Here is a 16,646-nt window from a genome sequence, read left to right as displayed (position 1 = left end):
TCTGAATCCACTTCTAAATTTTACTGAAGTGGATTCTTTTTTTTGGCATGAAAGCTGTTTCTTTGTGCAAGTTCTAGAAAACTAAAAGAATTTTTCAATATGTGTGGAATTGTTGCATATGTGGGGCAGCAAGAAGCTTTGCCCATCATTATCAAAGGACTAAAAAGACTAGAGTATCGGGGGTATGACAGTGCTGGGGTTGCCTTGCTAGACCAAAATGGGCTTAGCATTTACAAAAAGAAAGGCAAGGTTTCCGAACTTGAAAAGCACCTTGAATCCAATGGTGAAATCCATTCGAAAATTGGAATTGGCCATACTCGCTGGGCTACTCACGGTGAGCCAAACGATGTAAATGCCCACCCTCATTATTCTTCTTCTGAAAAACTTGCGATGATCCACAATGGGATTATTGAGAATTATGAGGTGTTGAAAAAAGACCTGCTTCAGAAAGGTTATACTTTCCAATCAGAGACAGATACTGAGGTCTTTATCAAATTCATTGAAGATATTCAGTTGCACAATAACTGCTCTTTGGAAGAGGCGCTTCGCCTTGCCCTTCATAAAGTAGTAGGAGCTTATGCGATTGTGCTTATCAATTTGGAAGAACCGGATACTCTAATTGCAGCGAGAAAAGGCTCTCCTTTGGTAATCGGTGTTGGAGAAGATGAGTACTTTTTAGCTTCTGATGCTACTCCCATTATCGAGTATACCAATAAGGTGGTGTATTTGGATGATTACGAAATTGCAGTTATTCGAAATAATCGACTTCAGGTAAAAACCATCGAAAATGTAGAAACCAACCCATATATCAATCAATTGGAGTTGGAGCTTGAAGCAATCGAAAAAGGTGGCTATGACCACTTTATGCTAAAAGAAATCTACGAGCAGCCTAAATCCATTGCAGATTGTCTTCGTGGCCGATTGGATGCCAAGTCAGGAAGATTGGTATTGGGAGGCTTGAGGGATTACATGAATAAGTTCCAAAATGCAGAGCGAATTATCATTACAGCTTGTGGTACATCCTGGCATGCTGGATTGGTAGCGGAATATCTATTTGAGGAATTTGCTCGCGTACCTGTTGAAGTGGAATACGCTTCTGAATTCCGATACAGAAATCCAGTGATCAATGATCGCGATTTTGTGATTGCCATTTCTCAATCCGGAGAAACTGCTGATACGCTTGCTGCGATTGAATTAGCCAAATCAAAAGGCGCTACCATCTTTGGGGTATGTAATGTCGTGGGTTCATCTATTCCGAGAGCTACTCATGCAGGTTCTTACACGCATGCCGGTCCAGAGATTGGTGTTGCCTCTACCAAGGCTTTCACTGCGCAAATCTCTGTATTGGCTATGATGGCACTGAAGTTAGGCTATCATCGTGGAACTTTACCAGAAGGGAAATACATCCAATTATTGCATGAATTGGAGGCGATACCTGGCAAAGTTGAAAAGGCCTTGGAAACCAATGAGGTTATCAAGTATATCGCTGGTGAATACAAGGATGTTCGAAATGCGCTATACCTAGGACGCGGATATAACTTCCCAGTTGCTTTGGAAGGAGCCTTGAAGTTGAAGGAAATTTCCTATATCCATGCAGAAGGATATCCTGCCGCAGAAATGAAGCACGGCCCGATCGCTTTGATTGATGAGGAAATGCCTGTGATTTTCATTGCTACACAGGATAGCTCCTATGAAAAGGTGATCAGTAATATTCAGGAAGTTAAAGCAAGAAAAGGTAAAGTGATTGCTGTAGTGACTGAAGGAGATACCCAGGTAAAAAATATGGCAGACCACGTTATTGAAATCCCAGAAACTCATGAAGCCTTTGCTCCATTAGTTGCGGTGGTGCCATTGCAATTGCTTTCTTATCATATCGCAGTAATGCGAGGATGTAATGTGGATCAGCCGAGGAACTTGGCAAAATCTGTAACAGTAGAATAATAGAAAGGCCCTGGAAACAGGGCCTTAATTTTTTTCATCACATGCTCCTTGGGTAAAGGAGGTCACACCTGAATTGATTGCTACGCATTCATTACTGTATATTTTGCCATCACATCCACAAACAGGTGCATACAGTGTGATACAAGCTGCATCTAAGTTGATTTTTGACTCGTCGATGCAATCATGAAGTTGTGTGTCTTCCGAACATTGGGAAAAGCCAACAGCTAGAAAAAGAAATACTGAAATGCGGAAAGCTTTCATGTTGATAAATTTACAAACCGTAAACGAAAGATTCGCCAGAAATGATACAGCAGGGATGCCGCCTTATCAACTGAAGAGAGAATTAATCCTTACTTTTGCGAAGCGAACAAAGAAATATGCTGGATAAATTACAAGCACTTAAGGATCGATTTGAAGAAGTAGGACAACTTTTGATCCAACCGGACACCATGTCCGATATGAGTAAGTACACAAAGCTTACCAAGGAATACAAGGACTTGGAAAAGGTTGTCAAAGCTTATGATGAATACAAGCTGGTATTAGAAAATATTGATAGTTCCAAGGAAATCCTTGAGAAGGAAAAAGAACCTGATTTTCGAGAGATGGCAAAGGCCGAATTGGAGGAGCTCAAGGAAAGGAAAGTTGAATTAGAGGAACATTTGAAGCAATTGCTTATTCCCAAAGATCCGAATGATTCCAAGGATTGTATTTTGGAAATCCGTGGAGGAACTGGTGGAGATGAGGCGGCGATTTTTGCCGGTGATTTATTCAGGATGTATCAGCGATTCTGCGAAATGCAGGGCTGGAAATTGACGGTTTTGGATTTGACCTTCGGTTCGGCAGGAGGCTATAAAGAAATCATTGCTACAGTCTCTGGTGAAGATGTCTATGGGATGCTAAAATATGAATCAGGCGTTCATAGAGTTCAGCGAGTACCGGCTACCGAATCCCAAGGAAGGGTTCATACCTCAGCAGCATCAGTTGCAGTTTTGCCGGAAATGGATGAGGTCGAAGTTCATTTGGACATGAATGATATTCGGAAGGACACCTATTGTTCATCAGGTCCGGGTGGACAATCGGTCAATACTACTTATTCAGCGGTACGGTTGACCCATAATCCGACGGGTCTGGTCGTTACTTGCCAGGATGAAAAATCTCAGATCAAAAACTTTGAAAAGGCGCTGAAAGTACTCCGTTCACGTTTGTATGAGATAGAATTAGCTAAGCATAATGAGTCAGTTGGAGCTCAGCGAAAATCCATGGTAGGAAGTGGAGATAGATCCGATAAAATCCGAACCTATAATTACCCTCAATCTAGGGTTACAGACCACAGGATTAATAAAACCGTTTATAATCTTCCCGAAGTAATGGATGGTCATATCGAGGAATTTATTTCAGCTCTTCGATTAGCTGAGAATCTGGAAAAGATGCAAAATTCTGGCTTAGAAGAATAAATCGACCATTTGCATAAATGTGTAGGTATTTTTGTAGATTGGTGAGATAGCTACTTATCTTACTTATTGATAGGATTTGTTTTTATGATATTAGCAGGAGAAAGAGAAATTAATTTGGTCAATTGGAATGAAACTCATTTTCATCAGCTTTACCCTTTGGCCAATAATCCCAAAATAGCTATGAATCTCCGGGATAGCTTCCCGCAACCTTATACGATTCATGATGCGCGCCATTGGATTGAGCATAACCAAAAATTTAATCCTCCTCAAAATTTTGCGATTGAGTTTGAAGGCAAACTTGCTGGAGCTATAGGCTCAGAACGTGGGAAGGATGAACTCAGCACCAACGTAGAATTGGGCTTTTGGATTGGTGAACCTTTCTGGGGCAAAGGAATTGCGACAGAAGCAATCAAGCTATATACCAATTACCTATTCGAGCGTTTTGATGTGCAGCGAATTTTTGCTCAAGTATATGATTACAATGGGGAATCCATGCATGTGTTGGAAAAAGCAGGGTATGTGCCTGAAGCCATTCTTAAAAAAGCTTATATCAAACGAGGAAGCATTGGGGATATTTTCCAATATGTAAAAGTAAGAGGCGAGGAATAAAATCCCCGCCTTTTTAATTTTAGGCCTTATCTAAGGCATTGGAAATATCCCAAATAAGATCTTCATAGTATTCTACTCCGATTGATAAGCGAACAAGGTTTTCGGAAATTCCTATTTCAGCTCGGTCTTTTTCATCTACATCGCTATGAGTCATAGTCGCCGGATGCTCTGCAAGTGATTCTGTGCTTCCAAGTGAAACGGCAAGTTTGAATAATTTCAATCCATCCAAAAACCGAAATGCTGCTTCTTCTCCACCAATTACATCGAAAGAAACCATGGCGCCAGCACAACTTAATTGATACTTGAAAATTTCATGTTGAGGATCATTCTCTTCTAAATGTCCTAGGTAATAGACCTTGCTCACTTTTGGATGATTTCTCAAGAAGTCAGCTACTTTTTCAGCATTTTGAGCCTGCTGGGTCATTCTGACTTTCAAAGTTTCCAAGCTTCGCATCAGCAACCAACCTGTCCAAGGTCCTGCCATATTCCCCAAAAAAGTTCGTAGTGTTCTAACACGAACCATTAATTCGGAACGTCCTAGTACAGCTCCCGCAATCAAATCAGAATGCCCTCCAATGTATTTGGTAGCTGAATAAACCACCAAATCAGCTCCCAATTTTAAAGGATGCTGCCAAAGTGGTCCCATATAGGTGTTATCAACTACTACATAAACGGGCTTTTCAGGAGTGCTAAGCCGATCTGCTACTTTTCTACAAAGCTGTAGGTCAAAAAGTGCATTGGTTGGGTTTGCAGGGGTTTCAACATATATAAGTCGGATATTCTTGCCATCAGCCAAAGAGACCAATGCTTCTTCATCCATGTGATTGGTAAAACCCACTCCCTGAATTTGGTATTGAGGAAGTACTTTGTTGATAAAATGATCCGTACCTCCATAGACTGGCTTGCTATATAATAGAGCATCTCCCGGTCTTAAAAACTCAAGCAATACGGTAGAAATTGCGGACATGCCGCTTTCAAATACCGCACATTCATCCGCTCCATCCCATAGGGTCAATCGCTCTTCCAAGATTTGGAGGTCAGGATTGTTTAATCTGGAATAAATTAATCCCGGCTGTTCACCCGGTGACTTTTCTCGTTTACCGTAGGCAATTTCAAAAAACTCCTTCCCTTCATGGGCACTTTTGAAGACGAAAGTAGAAGTTTGAAAGATGGGACATTTGACGGCGCCTTCTGACCACTCGGGATGGTAGCCATAAGACATCATGAGGCTTTCAGGTGCTAGGGATCTCATGGTTATATTTGGGTTTAAATTTTACCCAAATCAGGATATTTTTTTTCGAATTTTCAAATTTTAAATCCTAATAATATTTTGTCTAAATTACATTTTCAGGAACATATTCTAAATATTCCCAACAAAAAGTATATCCTTTTTTAATTGCCAAATAAAATTTGGTAGAGATTCGATTCTCAAACCTTTAAAAAAATCCTATACGGAGGAAGAAATTTTCTAATGAACCACAATTTTTCTCACAAAAGTATCTTGAGATCCCAGCAACCGGATAAAATACATCCCGGGCTTTAAGTCAGTAAATTCTATCCTTCTCAAACCAGGGGAAATTTCTTGGTTTATTAAGGCTTGCCCTTGACTTGAAATTAATTCTGCTTGGTACCAACGATCCAAGAATTCTGCTTCTATATATAGGTGCCCCGAACTTGGATTAGGGTAAATTTTCAGCCCTTTTAGATTAGGTGAAGGTTCAAGTGCAGTAATCAGACTTACCTGAATTGGTAAAATTCTAGCTGGCCCGAAATCACAAGAATTTTGAGCAGAAACAGATAATATAAACTCTCCTTCCTCCTCCCAAAGAACCTGGATTTCAGCTGTTCCTTGACCTCCAAGAATTCGTCCGCCTCCATCAATAGACCATTGATAATTAAGATCAGGCTCATTCTCAATTTGATAAGTAAATTCTCCCGGTGGAACGATGGTTTCTCCAATAATTTCGGAGGGTTGCTCTGGAGTGGATGAAATTTGTACAGGAAGTTTGATTGCTGGATTCGTCCCACAGGTATTTTGGGAAACTGCAATTACTTCAGTGAATCCTGGAGAATTCCAGAGGATTTCAACAGTTGAAGTTCCCTGCCCTGAGATGATTTCTCCTCCTTCAGCACTCCAGTTATAGTTTATACCTTCTAGGTTTGGAAGGGAATAAGTTTCTGTTTGATTAACACAGGTAGCACCTTGTCCTTCGATTTGTAGATTTTGAGGAGGAAGGTCAGATACTAGGACTTCGATATAAGATGTTTCGCCTGTTCCGCAGAAATTTTGACGACTTACAAAGACCCCTTTTCTACCCGGATCAATCCATTGAACTTCTATTTCTGAGGTTCCTTGACCTGAAATGATTTCTCCACCATCTACTCTCCATACAATGGAGGAGCCAGGAATAGGACTATCTTCGATTCGGTAGGTTTGAGCTTGGAGGCAGGTTTCATTAGGCCCTTGAATCTCGCTAAGTGTACCTTCTGGCGGTGTACAATTATATCTTAAGATGGTACCGTCATCCCCGACCGCATAGGCAATCAGTGGAGTTCCTGCGCTGACGCCATGAAGGTCTCTTGATGTACCAGTTTCAATTTTTTGCCAGGTTTCACCTCCATCTTTGGTTGCTAGTGTTAATCCGTTTTTGCCCGAGATGAATCCATATTGATTATCAAAAAAATCGACTGAAAGTAAGTCCTCAGAAATATCTGTCTCGATAACCCGCCATGAAGTAGCCTTATCTTCTGTTTTTAGAATGGTTCCTTTATTTCCCACTACAATGGCGGTGAATTCATCCAGTTTGGCAAGTCCATTTAAATCTTCTGTGGTGGGCGAATCCATACTGGCCCATTGAATTCCCCCAGCCGAAAAAGAAATTTCTCCATCATCCCCAATTGCAATCCCAAAGACAAAATCAAAAAACATTACCGCCTTAAAGGCTTTGTCTGTATCTGTCGTTGGGAGGTCATTCCAACTGTCTCCAGAATTGAAGGAACTAGCAACAAAACCATCATTTCCTGCTACATAAAAAACAGATGGAGCGAAAAGATAGAATCCATTTATCACATTTCTTTGTGGAGGAGTTACATCAAGCCAAGTACTTCCAGCATTTGTGGTCCGATAGATTTTTGAGCTCTCGGTAGAAACATACCCAAAAGAGCCATTCCAAAAACTCAAACCTTTGATCGTGGAGGATTCTGGAATTGGTCTTTCAACTAAGCTCTGGGCAAAATTGGATGTAACAAATACTTTTCCTTCCTCTCCTCCAATTAGCCCATACCGGTCGGATTTAAAATCAACTTCTAAAAAATCGATAGCCTGACCAGCTTGGCGCTGTGTGTATGAGGCTCCTGCATTTGTCGAGGAAATGACATATCCGGTTTCCCCAACAGCCCAAACTATATTTGAGTTGGGTATATAAGCTAAATCTGAAAGGTTTCGATTATTTCCACTTCCCAGATTGGCTATGGAAAAAGTAGCCCCCTCATTTGTTGATCGTATGGCGCCAGCTTCATCTCCAACTGCGGTAAAAATCCTGGAATCAAGCGGTGAAATTGCGATCTTTTTGAGGGTTTTTGTCATACCTGAATTTAAGGGAGTCCAAGTATTTCCAAAATCCAGCGTTTTTAAGATTGCCCCATTTTCACCTACGGCATAGCCCACCTGTCTAGATGAAAATGCAATCCCAAATAAATTAGAGCTTGTACCACTAGATTGAATTTCAAAAAGATCCCCTTGATCCCAGCTTCGGAGAATTAGGCCTTGGCTGCCAACTAAGAAAAGAGAGTCAGAATTCGCAAAATTCCCTCCATAGATTTCATTCTTTGGCGATGGAGAAATATCCTCCCAATTCTCTCCAAAATCCCTGCTCCGAATGATCAATCCGCTATTTCCAATTAAAATCCAGGTATCATCGCCATTAAATAGCACTTCCTTCCAATCATCTGAAAAAGTGATTTTTTGAGACTCCCAGTTTTCTCCTCCATCAGTAGTTCTAAAAATCAGTCCTCCTTCCCCAACAGCAAATCCTTCTAATTCGGAATTGATGTGAATAGCTAGGATATTCCCTTCAAACTGAATGGGTATTTCACTCCAAGTTTGTCCTCCATCCTTACTTTCAATAAGTAAATTTTCACCACCTGCTACCCCGTGTAGATTATCGGTCCAAAAAATTGCTGAAAGGTCCAAACCCCAGCCTTGCATTCGGGTCCAAGTTTGTGCTGTTAGACTTGCAGATAAAAAAATAAAAAATAGGGCTAGGCCAAATCTTTTCATTGTAATGAATTCTATATAAACAAAATTAAGTGATTTCCTCACTTGTCAAAGTTTGCTTTGAGATGAGTAAACCAATTCGCTTCATTGCTACCATTTATGCCGATTGATTAGTAGATTTAGCTTATTCAAAATGTAATTCATAATGAGAAAAATATTTTCAATTGTTGGAATATCGGTGTTTTTAAGTTCCTGTGGAGGAGGCGAACGAGTCTCCAAAGAAGTTTTTGAGGAGGTGAATGAGGCGATGGAAATCAAAAAACTCAGCGAAGCGGAAATCATTGATGAAGCAATGGTTTGGGGAGATTCTATCAGTATGGAGGCACAGCAACAATTAGTCAGCCAATTACAGCAAGCTATTTCCGAAAAAGGAATTCCAGGAGCTATTGAATTTTGCAATGTTCAAGCCTTACCGATCTTTGAGAAAGTAGGAAAGCCTTATGGAGTAGAAATCAGGAGAGCTTCTAATCGCTACCGAAATCCAGCTGATCAACCTTCTGATATGGAGCAGCGATATCTAGAAACTTATGAATACGATGTGGAAAATGGGAATCCGCTTTCTCCCAATATTCAGAAAATCAATGAGGGAGAAGAATTCCTTTACACAAAAGCGATTGTGATACCGGGTGGACTTTGCCTAAGCTGTCATGGTGAACCTGGGAAAGAAATCAATGATGAAACGCTCAAGGTTTTAGAGGAACTCTATCCTGAGGATAAAGCAAAAGGACATAAAATTGGTGATCTGCGGGGAATGTGGTCCATAAGAATCCCTAAAAAAGAGGTTGTAAAAAGAATGTAAGCCCTGATTACCCAGCTCATGATTCAATTTATTTTCTGGTTTTCTTTAGTCCTTTTTCTCCAAGGTGAGAGTGTGAATTCCAAGAATCAAGCTTTCGAAGCTTATGATCAAAAAATTCCAGGTACAAGCCTGAGTTTTTCCATGACTCCGATTCCTAAAGGGTCTTTTGAGATGGGGGCTGATGAAAGCATCAGAGAGGATGAAAAACCAGCTCATTTGGTTGAATTGGATGCTTTTTGGATGGGGACTCATGAGGTAACATGGGATATTTTTGAGCTTTTTGTAGACAAAAATTATGAATTAGCTATTTCTGAGGAGCCAATCGGGGATCGTGTAGATGGGCTTTCCCGTCCCTCTTTACCTTATTTGGATATGACTTTTGGGATGGGAAAGGAAGGAAAGCCTGCCGTTGGAATGACTCAGTATGGGGCCATTCAATTCTGTCATTGGTTATATCTTAAGACTGGATTTTTTTACCGATTACCTACTGAAGCGGAGTGGGAATATGCCGCTAAAGCCGGATCAAATACCCCATATTTTTTTGGAGAAGATTCTAATCTTTTGTCTGATTATGCTTGGACAAAAGAGAATTCAAATGAAACCACTCAGCAAGTAGGCCAGAAAAAACCGAATCCTTGGGGTTTGTATGACATATATGGGAATGTCTTGGAATGGACTTCCGATCAATATGATCCGGAATATTATAAAAGCTCTCCCAAAGAAAACCCGATTAATCCCTCTTTGAATCTATATCCTCGGGTTGTCCGTGGAGGAAGTTTTAAGCATTCAGCTAATGAAATCAGTTCTACCCGAAGATTTGTCAGTGATCCTAAATGGAAACAGATTGACCCTCAGATTCCAAAGAGCCAATGGTGGTTTCCAGAGGCTCCATTTCTGGGAATCAGACTTGTTCGCCCATTAAATCCACCCAGTGAGGAAGAAATCAAGGCCTATTATGGGCAAGCACCAATCGATGACTATTAAACCTAAAATAACATGATGAAAACAGACTCATCCCGACGCACCTTTATCAAAAGTTCTGCCCTAGTAGCAGGAGGACTGATGACTTCTCCATTTACAACACCAGGAGCTTATGCTGCTCCTGATAATCACCTGAAACTAGCTTTGATTGGATGTGGGGGTAGAGGTACTGGAGCAGTTTTTCAAGCGTTTGAAACAGGGCATCCAATAAAACTCGTAGCCATGGCGGATGCCTTTCAGGACCGATTGGAAAATAGCCTAAAGCCTATTTTGGCGAAATATGGTCCTGAAAAAGTTCAGGTTCCCCAAGAAAAACAATTTGTAGGATTCGATGCCTACAAGCATGCTATTGCAGAGGCGGATGTGGTGATTTTGGCAACACCTCCAGGATTTAGGCCAAGTCACTTTGAGGAGGCAGTTCGTCAAGGCAAACAGATTTTTATGGAAAAGCCTGTGGCAACTGATGCTCCTGGGATTCGTCGTGTTTTGGCAGCAGCTGAAGAAGCCAAGGCTAAGAAATTGAATGTGGTGGTTGGTTTACAGCGGCATTACCAAAACAATTACCGGGAAACGATTCGAAGAATTCATGATGGAGAAATCGGAGACATTATTGGAGGTCAGGTGTATTGGAATGATGGGGGTGTATGGGTACGAGAACGTCAGCCAGGCCAAACTGAGATGGAGTACCAAATGCGAAATTGGTATTATTTCAATTGGCTTTGTGGGGATCACATTACTGAACAACATGTGCATAACATTGATGTGGCCAACTGGGTAAAGCAGGGATATCCTGTAAAAGCAGAAGGTACCGGGGGAAGATTAGTCCGTACTGGAAAAGATCATGGTGAGATCTTTGATCATCATGTATTGACCTTTACCTACGAAGATGGCTCAGTTATCCATAGTGAATGCCGACATTTTCCAGGAGCAGCCAATCGAGTGGATGAAACTTTTCAAGGAACAAAAGGTACGGCCTATCTCAGTGCTGGAAATCATGGAAACTTGACAGATTGGAAGGGAAATGCCCTTTATACGCATGACCGAGAAAATAATCCAAATCCTTATCAACAAGAGCATGATGAGCTTTGGGCTGCTCTGGTCAATGGAGAGTACAAATTTGCGGATGCCGAAAATGCCGCAAAAAGCACCATGACATCCATTATGGGGCGCTATGCAACCTATTCCGGAAAAGTCATTACTTGGGATGAAGCTCTGAATGGTACAGTAGATCTATTCCCAGATGAACTTGCTTGGGATGCTCTTCCTAAAATCCTTCCAAATGAGGATGGATATTATCCGCATGCCATTCCAGGAAAAACTAAAGTGATTTAAGCCATGAAAAGAAGAGGATTTATAAAAAAAGTAGGATTAAGCGGTGCTTTGATGGGTGTTTCCGGGGGCTTGGCCTTCCCAAGTTCCCTTGATAAAAAGAAGGCTGATGCTTTTACCCTGGATTTTGCTCCACATTTTGGCATGTTTAAAAATCATGCTCCTGGAGGAATAATTGACGAACTTAAATTCATGGCAGATCAGGGTTTTCGATCTTTTGAAGACAATGGAATGCTTCAGCGACCCGTGGAAGTTCAGGAGCAAATAGGAAAGACCTTGGATGAATTGGGCATGCGAATGGGTGTCTTTGTGATTGATGGAGGAGATAATTGGAAGGTTTCCTTGGCTACAGGCAAGCAGGAGTTTATGGATAATTTTCTCAAGACTTGTCGTGCCGCTGTGGATACCGCCAAGCGAGTAAATGCTAAATGGATGACGGTTGTTCCTGGATATTTTGAGCGGAATTTACCTCTTGGAATTCAAACAGCGAATGTTATTGAGGCTATGAAGCGGGGAGCTGAGATATTCGAACCTCATGGACTGACCATGGTGATGGAGCCTTTGAGTGACAATCCTGATCTCTTTTTGCGACATGCTGATCAGACATTTATGATTTGCCAGGCTGTAGGGAGTCCTTCCTGCAAAATCCTTTACGATATCTATCACATGCAAAGAAACGAGGGGAATCTCATCGCTACCATGGAAAAAACTTGGGATGAAATCGCTTACATTCAAATCGGAGATAATCCAGGTAGAAAAGAACCGGGGACTGGTGAGATAAACTACCAAAATGTATTTGAATATATCCATAAAAAAGGATTCAAGGGGATTTTGGGTATGGAGCATGGGAATGCTCAAGCGGGTAAAGAGGGCGAATTAGCATTGATTGATGCCTATCGAAAAGTAGATGTTAAAAGTTAAAAAAGCCTTAATCATCTTACTGGAAATTGGATTTCTGGTTGGGGCCTTTTCTTGCCAAAGTCAAAAAGAAGCCGAAGTTACTTCCAAGCCAACAGATTGGAAGATTTTTAATACCCCCACTGAAGCATCGCTCAGAGGGCTTAGCCCTGTCTCGGATGAAGTTGCTTGGGCTAGCGGTTCTGGAGGAACTTGGTTAAGGACTGTAGACGGAGGAGAGACTTGGGAAACCGGAGTAATCGGAGGAATGGATACGGTTGATTTCCGTTCTATTCATGCCTTCGATGCTGAAAATGCAATCGCCGTTACAGCTGGGCAGCCTGCCCAAATCTATAAAACTTCAGATGGAGGTAAGAACTGGGAATTGAAACTTGCAGAATCTGAACAGGCATTTTTTGATGGGATCAGTTTTGCAGATGAAAACCGAGGCTATGTTTTTGGCGATCCAGTAGACGGGTTATGGATGATCTATGAAACTTTGGATCAAGGAAATACTTGGACATTATTAGATTCCTTGCCGAAAGCAGAAGAGGGAGAGGCTGGTTTTGCAGCTTCGGCTAGCTCACTTTCTGCAAGGGGGGATGATATTTGGTTGGGGACTGGTGGAAGTTATTCCTTTCTACATCATTCTCCAGACCGTGGTAAAACTTGGTTTCGGTATTCCACACCAATTATTCAGGGTGAATCATCACAAGGAATATTTTCGCTTGTAGAGGTTGATAATGAGGAAATAGTGGTTGTTGGTGGGGATTATTTGAAGCCTGAGGATACTGATAAGAATTGGGGAGTTTTTGATAAAAATACAAAGGCTTGGAAGGAGAAAAAGGATACTTCACCAAGAGGATATAGATCTGGAATAACCTACTTCTCGAAAAACTCTTGGTTGATTGCAGTTGGACCATCTGGATCGGATTATTCTGAAAATGGAGGAGGTTTCTGGCAAAAGTTTTCATCGGAAGGTTTTCACGCAGTTTTCAAAAGTAGGAATGGAGAAAGTGTCTGGGCTTCCGGAGCTAAAGGGAAAGTGGCAAAATTGATATTTTGAAAAATAATAGATGACTAGGTAAGGAAATCCTATAATTCGGGGCTTTTTGTTTAAAAAAATGTAAAGTTTTGAGGAAGATTTTGGAAGGGTAGCCTACTTGTGTATTATCTTTAGGATTCAAATTTTTAATGCTTAAATTATAAATCACCTCAATAACAACTAATTATGTTTGAAATAATACCATCTATTTGGTTGATCAATGGCAAATGTGTGCGCCTAGAGCGCGGGGATTTTGCTACCGAGGAGGTGGTATCATCCAATCCTTTGGGAATTGCCCAAGAATTTGAATCCATTGGAATTAAAAGGCTTCACCTTGTTGACTTGGATGGAGCGAGACGAGGAGAACCCAAGAATTACCACATACTGGAAGCGATAGCAGGATATACCAATCTCAAAGTTGATTTCACTGGAGGGGTTTCCACCGATGGAGATGTAATCAAATGCTTTGAGTTTGGAGCTAAAACAGTAACCATCTCTTCAGCTGCAGCCAATTATCCAGAGCGATTTGCTCAATTCATCCTTTCTTATGGACGGGAAAAAATAAACCTGGCGGCAGATACCAATCCTACAGACCATAAAATCAAAATCAGAGGTTGGCTGAAGAAAACCAGTATTGACCTTTACGATCATATTCAATTCTTCTATGATCGTGGATTGAAGTACCTCAAAGTATCAGATGTGACACGGGATGGCGTAATGGAAGGGCCTAATTTTGATTTGTATAAAAGTATTCTGGAGAAATTCTCCTCTATTCAGTTAGCAGCAAGTGGGGGAGTTCGAGGAATCGATGATTTTAGAGCACTTCGGGATATGGGAGTTCATTCGGCTGTATTTGGAAGAGCCTATTTCGAAGGGAAAATCTCTCTAAATGATTTAGAAAAGTTCCTACAAGAAGGATGATTTTTATTCATTAGAGAGGCAAAGCATTAGCCGAAATATCTAACCAAATTGCATAAAAAAGGGACCGTATAAGAAGGTCCCTTTTTATTTATTAAGAAAACACAAATTAATTCGCTTTGAATTTTTCCAATACGTATAGGAAAATATTAAATGACAAGGTAGAAGGAGTTTCTGTTTTCTTTCCTTCTGGTCCGATCACGACTTCCCTTCGGATAGGCGTAGAAGGGATAAGAGGTGAGATGTTTTTTGACTCCTGATTAGGCTTGGCTGCATTTGGAGTGATTAAAGGCTCGTGATGCAGTCCCAAATCCTCTTCGAGAATTACCTTGTCTTGGGGACGACTATTTTCCATAATTGGCTTATCTTGTTCCGTCTGAGCCATAGATTTTTCTGACAAAAGACAGAAACCCAAAAGGGAACAGAGGAAGAATCCAACTTTGGAAAAAGAAAATATTGATTTTCTTGACATCTTTAAGTAGAGCTTACCTGTTTTAAACTGAGAGTTTTGTAAAAGGTTTCTAAAATTAATAAAAAAATTGTCTATGCAAACGATTGACTACGAAGATTTCGCCAAATTAGAGTTTCGCGCGGGTACCATAATTCGAGTTGAAAATTTTGAAAAAGCCAGAAAACCGGCGTATAAAATTTGGGTTGATTTGGGTGCCGAACTAGAGATTAAAAAATCCTCTGCTCAGATCACAGACCTTTATTCCCCTGAAGAATTAATAGGGCGCCAAGTGGTTTGTGTAGTAAATTTTAAACCTCGACAAATTGCAGACTTTATGTCTGAAGTTTTGATTACTGGATTTCCTGATGAACAAGGTCGGGTAGTCCTTATTACTGTTGAACGAAAAATCCCAAATGGGGCCAAATTATTTTAAGTCATGAGAAAAATTTTACCGATTTTCCTACTTCTGTTTTTGTCTTTTGCAGAACTCAGCTTCGCTCAAGATTCAGCTACTATTCAGCGAAGTCCTCGGTTTTTTGAGCGAAACCATACGGGTGTTTTCAATGGAGAGCGAATTAATTATAAATCCGTGGTTAAAGAAACTTTCCTCAAAAATTCCAAAGATGAAGTCACTGCTTCTTTTTGGAGTACGAGTTATATCAAAGAGGGAGCCGATCAATCTCGGCCTGTGATTTTTATCTTTAATGGTGGACCGGGCTCCGCTTCCATTTGGTTGCATATGGGATTTTTTGGGCCGAAGGTGGTCCGTGTTGACTCGGATGCCAAAGAAGATGATGGAGCGGCTCCTTACACTACGGAGTCAAACTCGATGGCCTTATTGGATTTGGCTGATTTGGTTTTTTTAGATCCGATTGGTACGGGCTTTAGCCGAGTTACTGAAAAAGGGAAAGTTGAAGATTATTGGGGATTGGTGGAGGATGCTCAATCTGTTGCTGATTTTATTCGGATTTGGATTCGTGAAAATAATCGCTGGCAGGCGCCTAAGTTTTTGGCAGGAGAAAGTTTTGGAACGACTCGAGCTGCCAAGGTTGCCGAAGTTTTGGAAGGGGATGGACAGCATGTGGCTCTAAATGGATTAATCCTAATTTCCCAAGCTTTGGATTACGGAGGATCTTCCTCATGGCAGGATAATTTGACCTCTTTCTTCACCTATTTGCCTTCCATGGCCGTGACAGCCAAATATCATGGAAAAGCTGGGGAAGGGAAAAGTCTGGAGGAATTTGCTCAGGAAGCGCGGGATTTTGCTTATCGGGAATACCTGCCTGCTCTTTTTGAAGGTCAAAATCTACCGAAAGATAAACAGGAGCAAATTGCTGAGAAGCTAGCTTATTTTACCGGATTGGATAAAGAATACATTCTTCGATCAGATAACCAAGTTTTGATGCATCGCTTCAAAAAAGAACTTCTCCGAGAGGAGGGGATGGCTATTGGAACCTTGGATGGTCGCTTTGCTGCAGAGGAGACTGACCAAGTTGCAGAAGGTCCTGTATTAGGTGATCCAAGCGATTACATGACTGAGGGAGCCTATACTGCCGCATTCAATGCTTATTTGCTCAATGATTTAGGGGTGGATATGGAAACTCCCTATTTGTCATCTAATGGAGAAATCGGTGGGAAATGGCGTTGGAGGCCTGTTCCTGATGGAAGTTATTGGGAACCGAGCTTTGTGAGTACTGCAAGAGGATTGAGTGAAGTGATGCATCGAAACACCAAAATGAGAGTCATGGTTGCCAATGGCTATTATGATCTAATTACTCCTTTTTTCGATGCGGAATTTACATTTGCAAGGCATGATTTTCCACAGGAAAGAATCGAAATGAAATATTACGAGGCGGGACACATGATGTATAACCGAAGAGAAGATTTTGAGGCCTTGGCAAAGGATATTCGATCTTTTGTGGAGGATATATTATCCAGCCAATAAT

At 41.1% G+C, this 16,646-nt stretch carries 15 protein-coding genes; 11 read left to right on the top strand and 4 right to left on the bottom strand.

Annotation, left to right across the window (positions count from 1 at the left end):
* The first annotated feature begins 99 nt into the window (after nucleotides 1–99).
* Nucleotides 100–1,941, top strand: coding sequence for a glutamine--fructose-6-phosphate transaminase (isomerizing) (glmS, locus tag NY014_RS10150; protein WP_259414477.1), 1,842 nt, complete (start codon nucleotides 100–102; stop codon nucleotides 1,939–1,941).
* A gap of 24 nt (nucleotides 1,942–1,965) precedes the next feature.
* Here the strand turns inward: glmS and NY014_RS10145 are convergent, their stop codons facing one another.
* Nucleotides 1,966–2,202 (bottom strand): Kazal-type serine protease inhibitor family protein, encoded by a 237-nt coding sequence (locus NY014_RS10145; protein WP_259414476.1) that lies wholly within the window; start codon nucleotides 2,200–2,202, stop codon nucleotides 1,966–1,968.
* Nucleotides 2,203–2,318: 116 nt separating this feature from the next.
* On the opposite strand from NY014_RS10145, the gene prfA reads away from it, so the two are divergent.
* Together prfA and NY014_RS10135 are read left to right on the top strand one after the other, a co-directional pair.
* Nucleotides 2,319–3,395, top strand: a complete 1,077-nt coding sequence (prfA, locus tag NY014_RS10140) for a peptide chain release factor 1 (protein ID WP_259414475.1) — start codon at nucleotides 2,319–2,321, stop codon at nucleotides 3,393–3,395.
* 84 nt (nucleotides 3,396–3,479) lie between these two features.
* The gene (locus tag NY014_RS10135) at nucleotides 3,480–4,004 is read left to right on the top strand and encodes a GNAT family N-acetyltransferase (protein ID WP_259414474.1); all 525 of its coding nucleotides are present in this window, start codon (nucleotides 3,480–3,482) and stop codon (nucleotides 4,002–4,004) included.
* Nucleotides 4,005–4,023: 19 nt separating this feature from the next.
* On the opposite strand, the gene NY014_RS10130 is transcribed toward NY014_RS10135, so the two are convergent.
* Both NY014_RS10130 and NY014_RS10125 read right to left on the bottom strand, forming a co-directional pair.
* Nucleotides 4,024–5,256: a cystathionine gamma-synthase family protein gene (locus NY014_RS10130; protein WP_259414473.1), complete on the bottom strand. Its 1,233-nt coding sequence runs from the start codon at nucleotides 5,254–5,256 to the stop codon at nucleotides 4,024–4,026.
* A gap of 216 nt (nucleotides 5,257–5,472) precedes the next feature.
* Nucleotides 5,473–8,283 (bottom strand): YCF48-related protein, encoded by a 2,811-nt coding sequence (locus NY014_RS10125; RefSeq protein WP_259414472.1) that lies wholly within the window; start codon nucleotides 8,281–8,283, stop codon nucleotides 5,473–5,475.
* Nucleotides 8,284–8,425: 142 nt separating this feature from the next.
* Between NY014_RS10125 and NY014_RS10120 the strand changes: the two genes are divergently transcribed.
* From NY014_RS10120 to NY014_RS10095, 6 genes are all read left to right on the top strand, one after another.
* Nucleotides 8,426–9,079, top strand: coding sequence for a Tll0287-like domain-containing protein (locus NY014_RS10120; RefSeq protein ID WP_259414471.1), 654 nt, complete (start codon nucleotides 8,426–8,428; stop codon nucleotides 9,077–9,079).
* 18 nt (nucleotides 9,080–9,097) lie between these two features.
* Complete coding sequence (locus tag NY014_RS10115; protein ID WP_259414470.1) at nucleotides 9,098–10,063, top strand: formylglycine-generating enzyme family protein; 966 nt, start codon at nucleotides 9,098–9,100, stop codon at nucleotides 10,061–10,063.
* Nucleotides 10,064–10,075: 12 nt separating this feature from the next.
* A complete protein-coding gene (locus tag NY014_RS10110; protein WP_435520620.1) occupies nucleotides 10,076–11,392 on the top strand; it encodes a Gfo/Idh/MocA family protein in 1,317 nt (438 codons plus the stop codon).
* 3 nt (nucleotides 11,393–11,395) lie between these two features.
* Nucleotides 11,396–12,310, top strand: a complete 915-nt coding sequence (locus tag NY014_RS10105) for a hydroxypyruvate isomerase family protein (protein ID WP_259414469.1) — start codon at nucleotides 11,396–11,398, stop codon at nucleotides 12,308–12,310.
* Nucleotides 12,297–13,352, top strand: coding sequence for a WD40/YVTN/BNR-like repeat-containing protein (locus NY014_RS10100; RefSeq protein ID WP_259414468.1), 1,056 nt, complete (start codon nucleotides 12,297–12,299; stop codon nucleotides 13,350–13,352). Before NY014_RS10105 ends, NY014_RS10100 begins: the two co-directional genes overlap by 14 nt.
* A gap of 165 nt (nucleotides 13,353–13,517) precedes the next feature.
* A complete protein-coding gene (locus NY014_RS10095) occupies nucleotides 13,518–14,252 on the top strand; it encodes a 1-(5-phosphoribosyl)-5-[(5-phosphoribosylamino)methylideneamino]imidazole-4-carboxamide isomerase (RefSeq protein WP_259414467.1) in 735 nt (244 codons plus the stop codon).
* Between the two features lie 106 nt (nucleotides 14,253–14,358).
* Here the strand turns inward: NY014_RS10095 and NY014_RS10090 are convergent, their stop codons facing one another.
* On the bottom strand, nucleotides 14,359–14,634 hold the full coding sequence (locus tag NY014_RS10090; protein WP_259414466.1) for a hypothetical protein: 276 nt from the start codon (nucleotides 14,632–14,634) through the stop codon (nucleotides 14,359–14,361).
* 160 nt (nucleotides 14,635–14,794) lie between these two features.
* Between NY014_RS10090 and NY014_RS10085 the strand changes: the two genes are divergently transcribed.
* Nucleotides 14,795–15,133, top strand: a complete 339-nt coding sequence (locus NY014_RS10085; protein WP_259414465.1) for a tRNA-binding protein — start codon at nucleotides 14,795–14,797, stop codon at nucleotides 15,131–15,133.
* Nucleotides 15,134–15,136: 3 nt separating this feature from the next.
* On the top strand, nucleotides 15,137–16,645 hold the full coding sequence (locus NY014_RS10080) for a S10 family peptidase (RefSeq protein WP_259414464.1): 1,509 nt from the start codon (nucleotides 15,137–15,139) through the stop codon (nucleotides 16,643–16,645).
* Nucleotide 16,646: the final 1 nt, after the last annotated feature.

Origin of the sequence: Algoriphagus limi, assembly GCF_024919275.1 — a bacterium.
GTDB classification, from domain to species: domain Bacteria; phylum Bacteroidota; class Bacteroidia; order Cytophagales; family Cyclobacteriaceae; genus Algoriphagus; species Algoriphagus limi.
Note: the sequence above shows the minus strand (reverse complement) of the source record. Positions and strands in the feature narration are given on the sequence as shown.

Coding starts and splice junctions, on each gene's coding strand:
- NY014_RS10105 (WP_259414469.1), top strand. CDS start 11,396: ATGAAAAGAAGAGGATTTATAAAAAAAGTAGGATTAAGCGGTGCTTTG.
- NY014_RS10130 (WP_259414473.1), bottom strand. CDS start 5,256: ATGAGATCCCTAGCACCTGAAAGCCTCATGATGTCTTATGGCTACCAT.
- NY014_RS10145 (WP_259414476.1), bottom strand. CDS start 2,202: ATGAAAGCTTTCCGCATTTCAGTATTTCTTTTTCTAGCTGTTGGCTTT.
- NY014_RS10135 (WP_259414474.1), top strand. CDS start 3,480: ATGATATTAGCAGGAGAAAGAGAAATTAATTTGGTCAATTGGAATGAA.
- NY014_RS10120 (WP_259414471.1), top strand. CDS start 8,426: ATGAGAAAAATATTTTCAATTGTTGGAATATCGGTGTTTTTAAGTTCC.
- prfA (WP_259414475.1), top strand. CDS start 2,319: ATGCTGGATAAATTACAAGCACTTAAGGATCGATTTGAAGAAGTAGGA.
- NY014_RS10115 (WP_259414470.1), top strand. CDS start 9,098: ATGATTCAATTTATTTTCTGGTTTTCTTTAGTCCTTTTTCTCCAAGGT.
- NY014_RS10125 (WP_259414472.1), bottom strand. CDS start 8,283: ATGAAAAGATTTGGCCTAGCCCTATTTTTTATTTTTTTATCTGCAAGT.
- NY014_RS10095 (WP_259414467.1), top strand. CDS start 13,518: ATGTTTGAAATAATACCATCTATTTGGTTGATCAATGGCAAATGTGTG.
- NY014_RS10110 (WP_435520620.1), top strand. CDS start 10,076: ATGATGAAAACAGACTCATCCCGACGCACCTTTATCAAAAGTTCTGCC.
- NY014_RS10090 (WP_259414466.1), bottom strand. CDS start 14,634: ATGGCTCAGACGGAACAAGATAAGCCAATTATGGAAAATAGTCGTCCC.
- NY014_RS10100 (WP_259414468.1), top strand. CDS start 12,297: ATGTTAAAAGTTAAAAAAGCCTTAATCATCTTACTGGAAATTGGATTT.
- NY014_RS10080 (WP_259414464.1), top strand. CDS start 15,137: ATGAGAAAAATTTTACCGATTTTCCTACTTCTGTTTTTGTCTTTTGCA.
- NY014_RS10085 (WP_259414465.1), top strand. CDS start 14,795: ATGCAAACGATTGACTACGAAGATTTCGCCAAATTAGAGTTTCGCGCG.
- glmS (WP_259414477.1), top strand. CDS start 100: ATGTGTGGAATTGTTGCATATGTGGGGCAGCAAGAAGCTTTGCCCATC.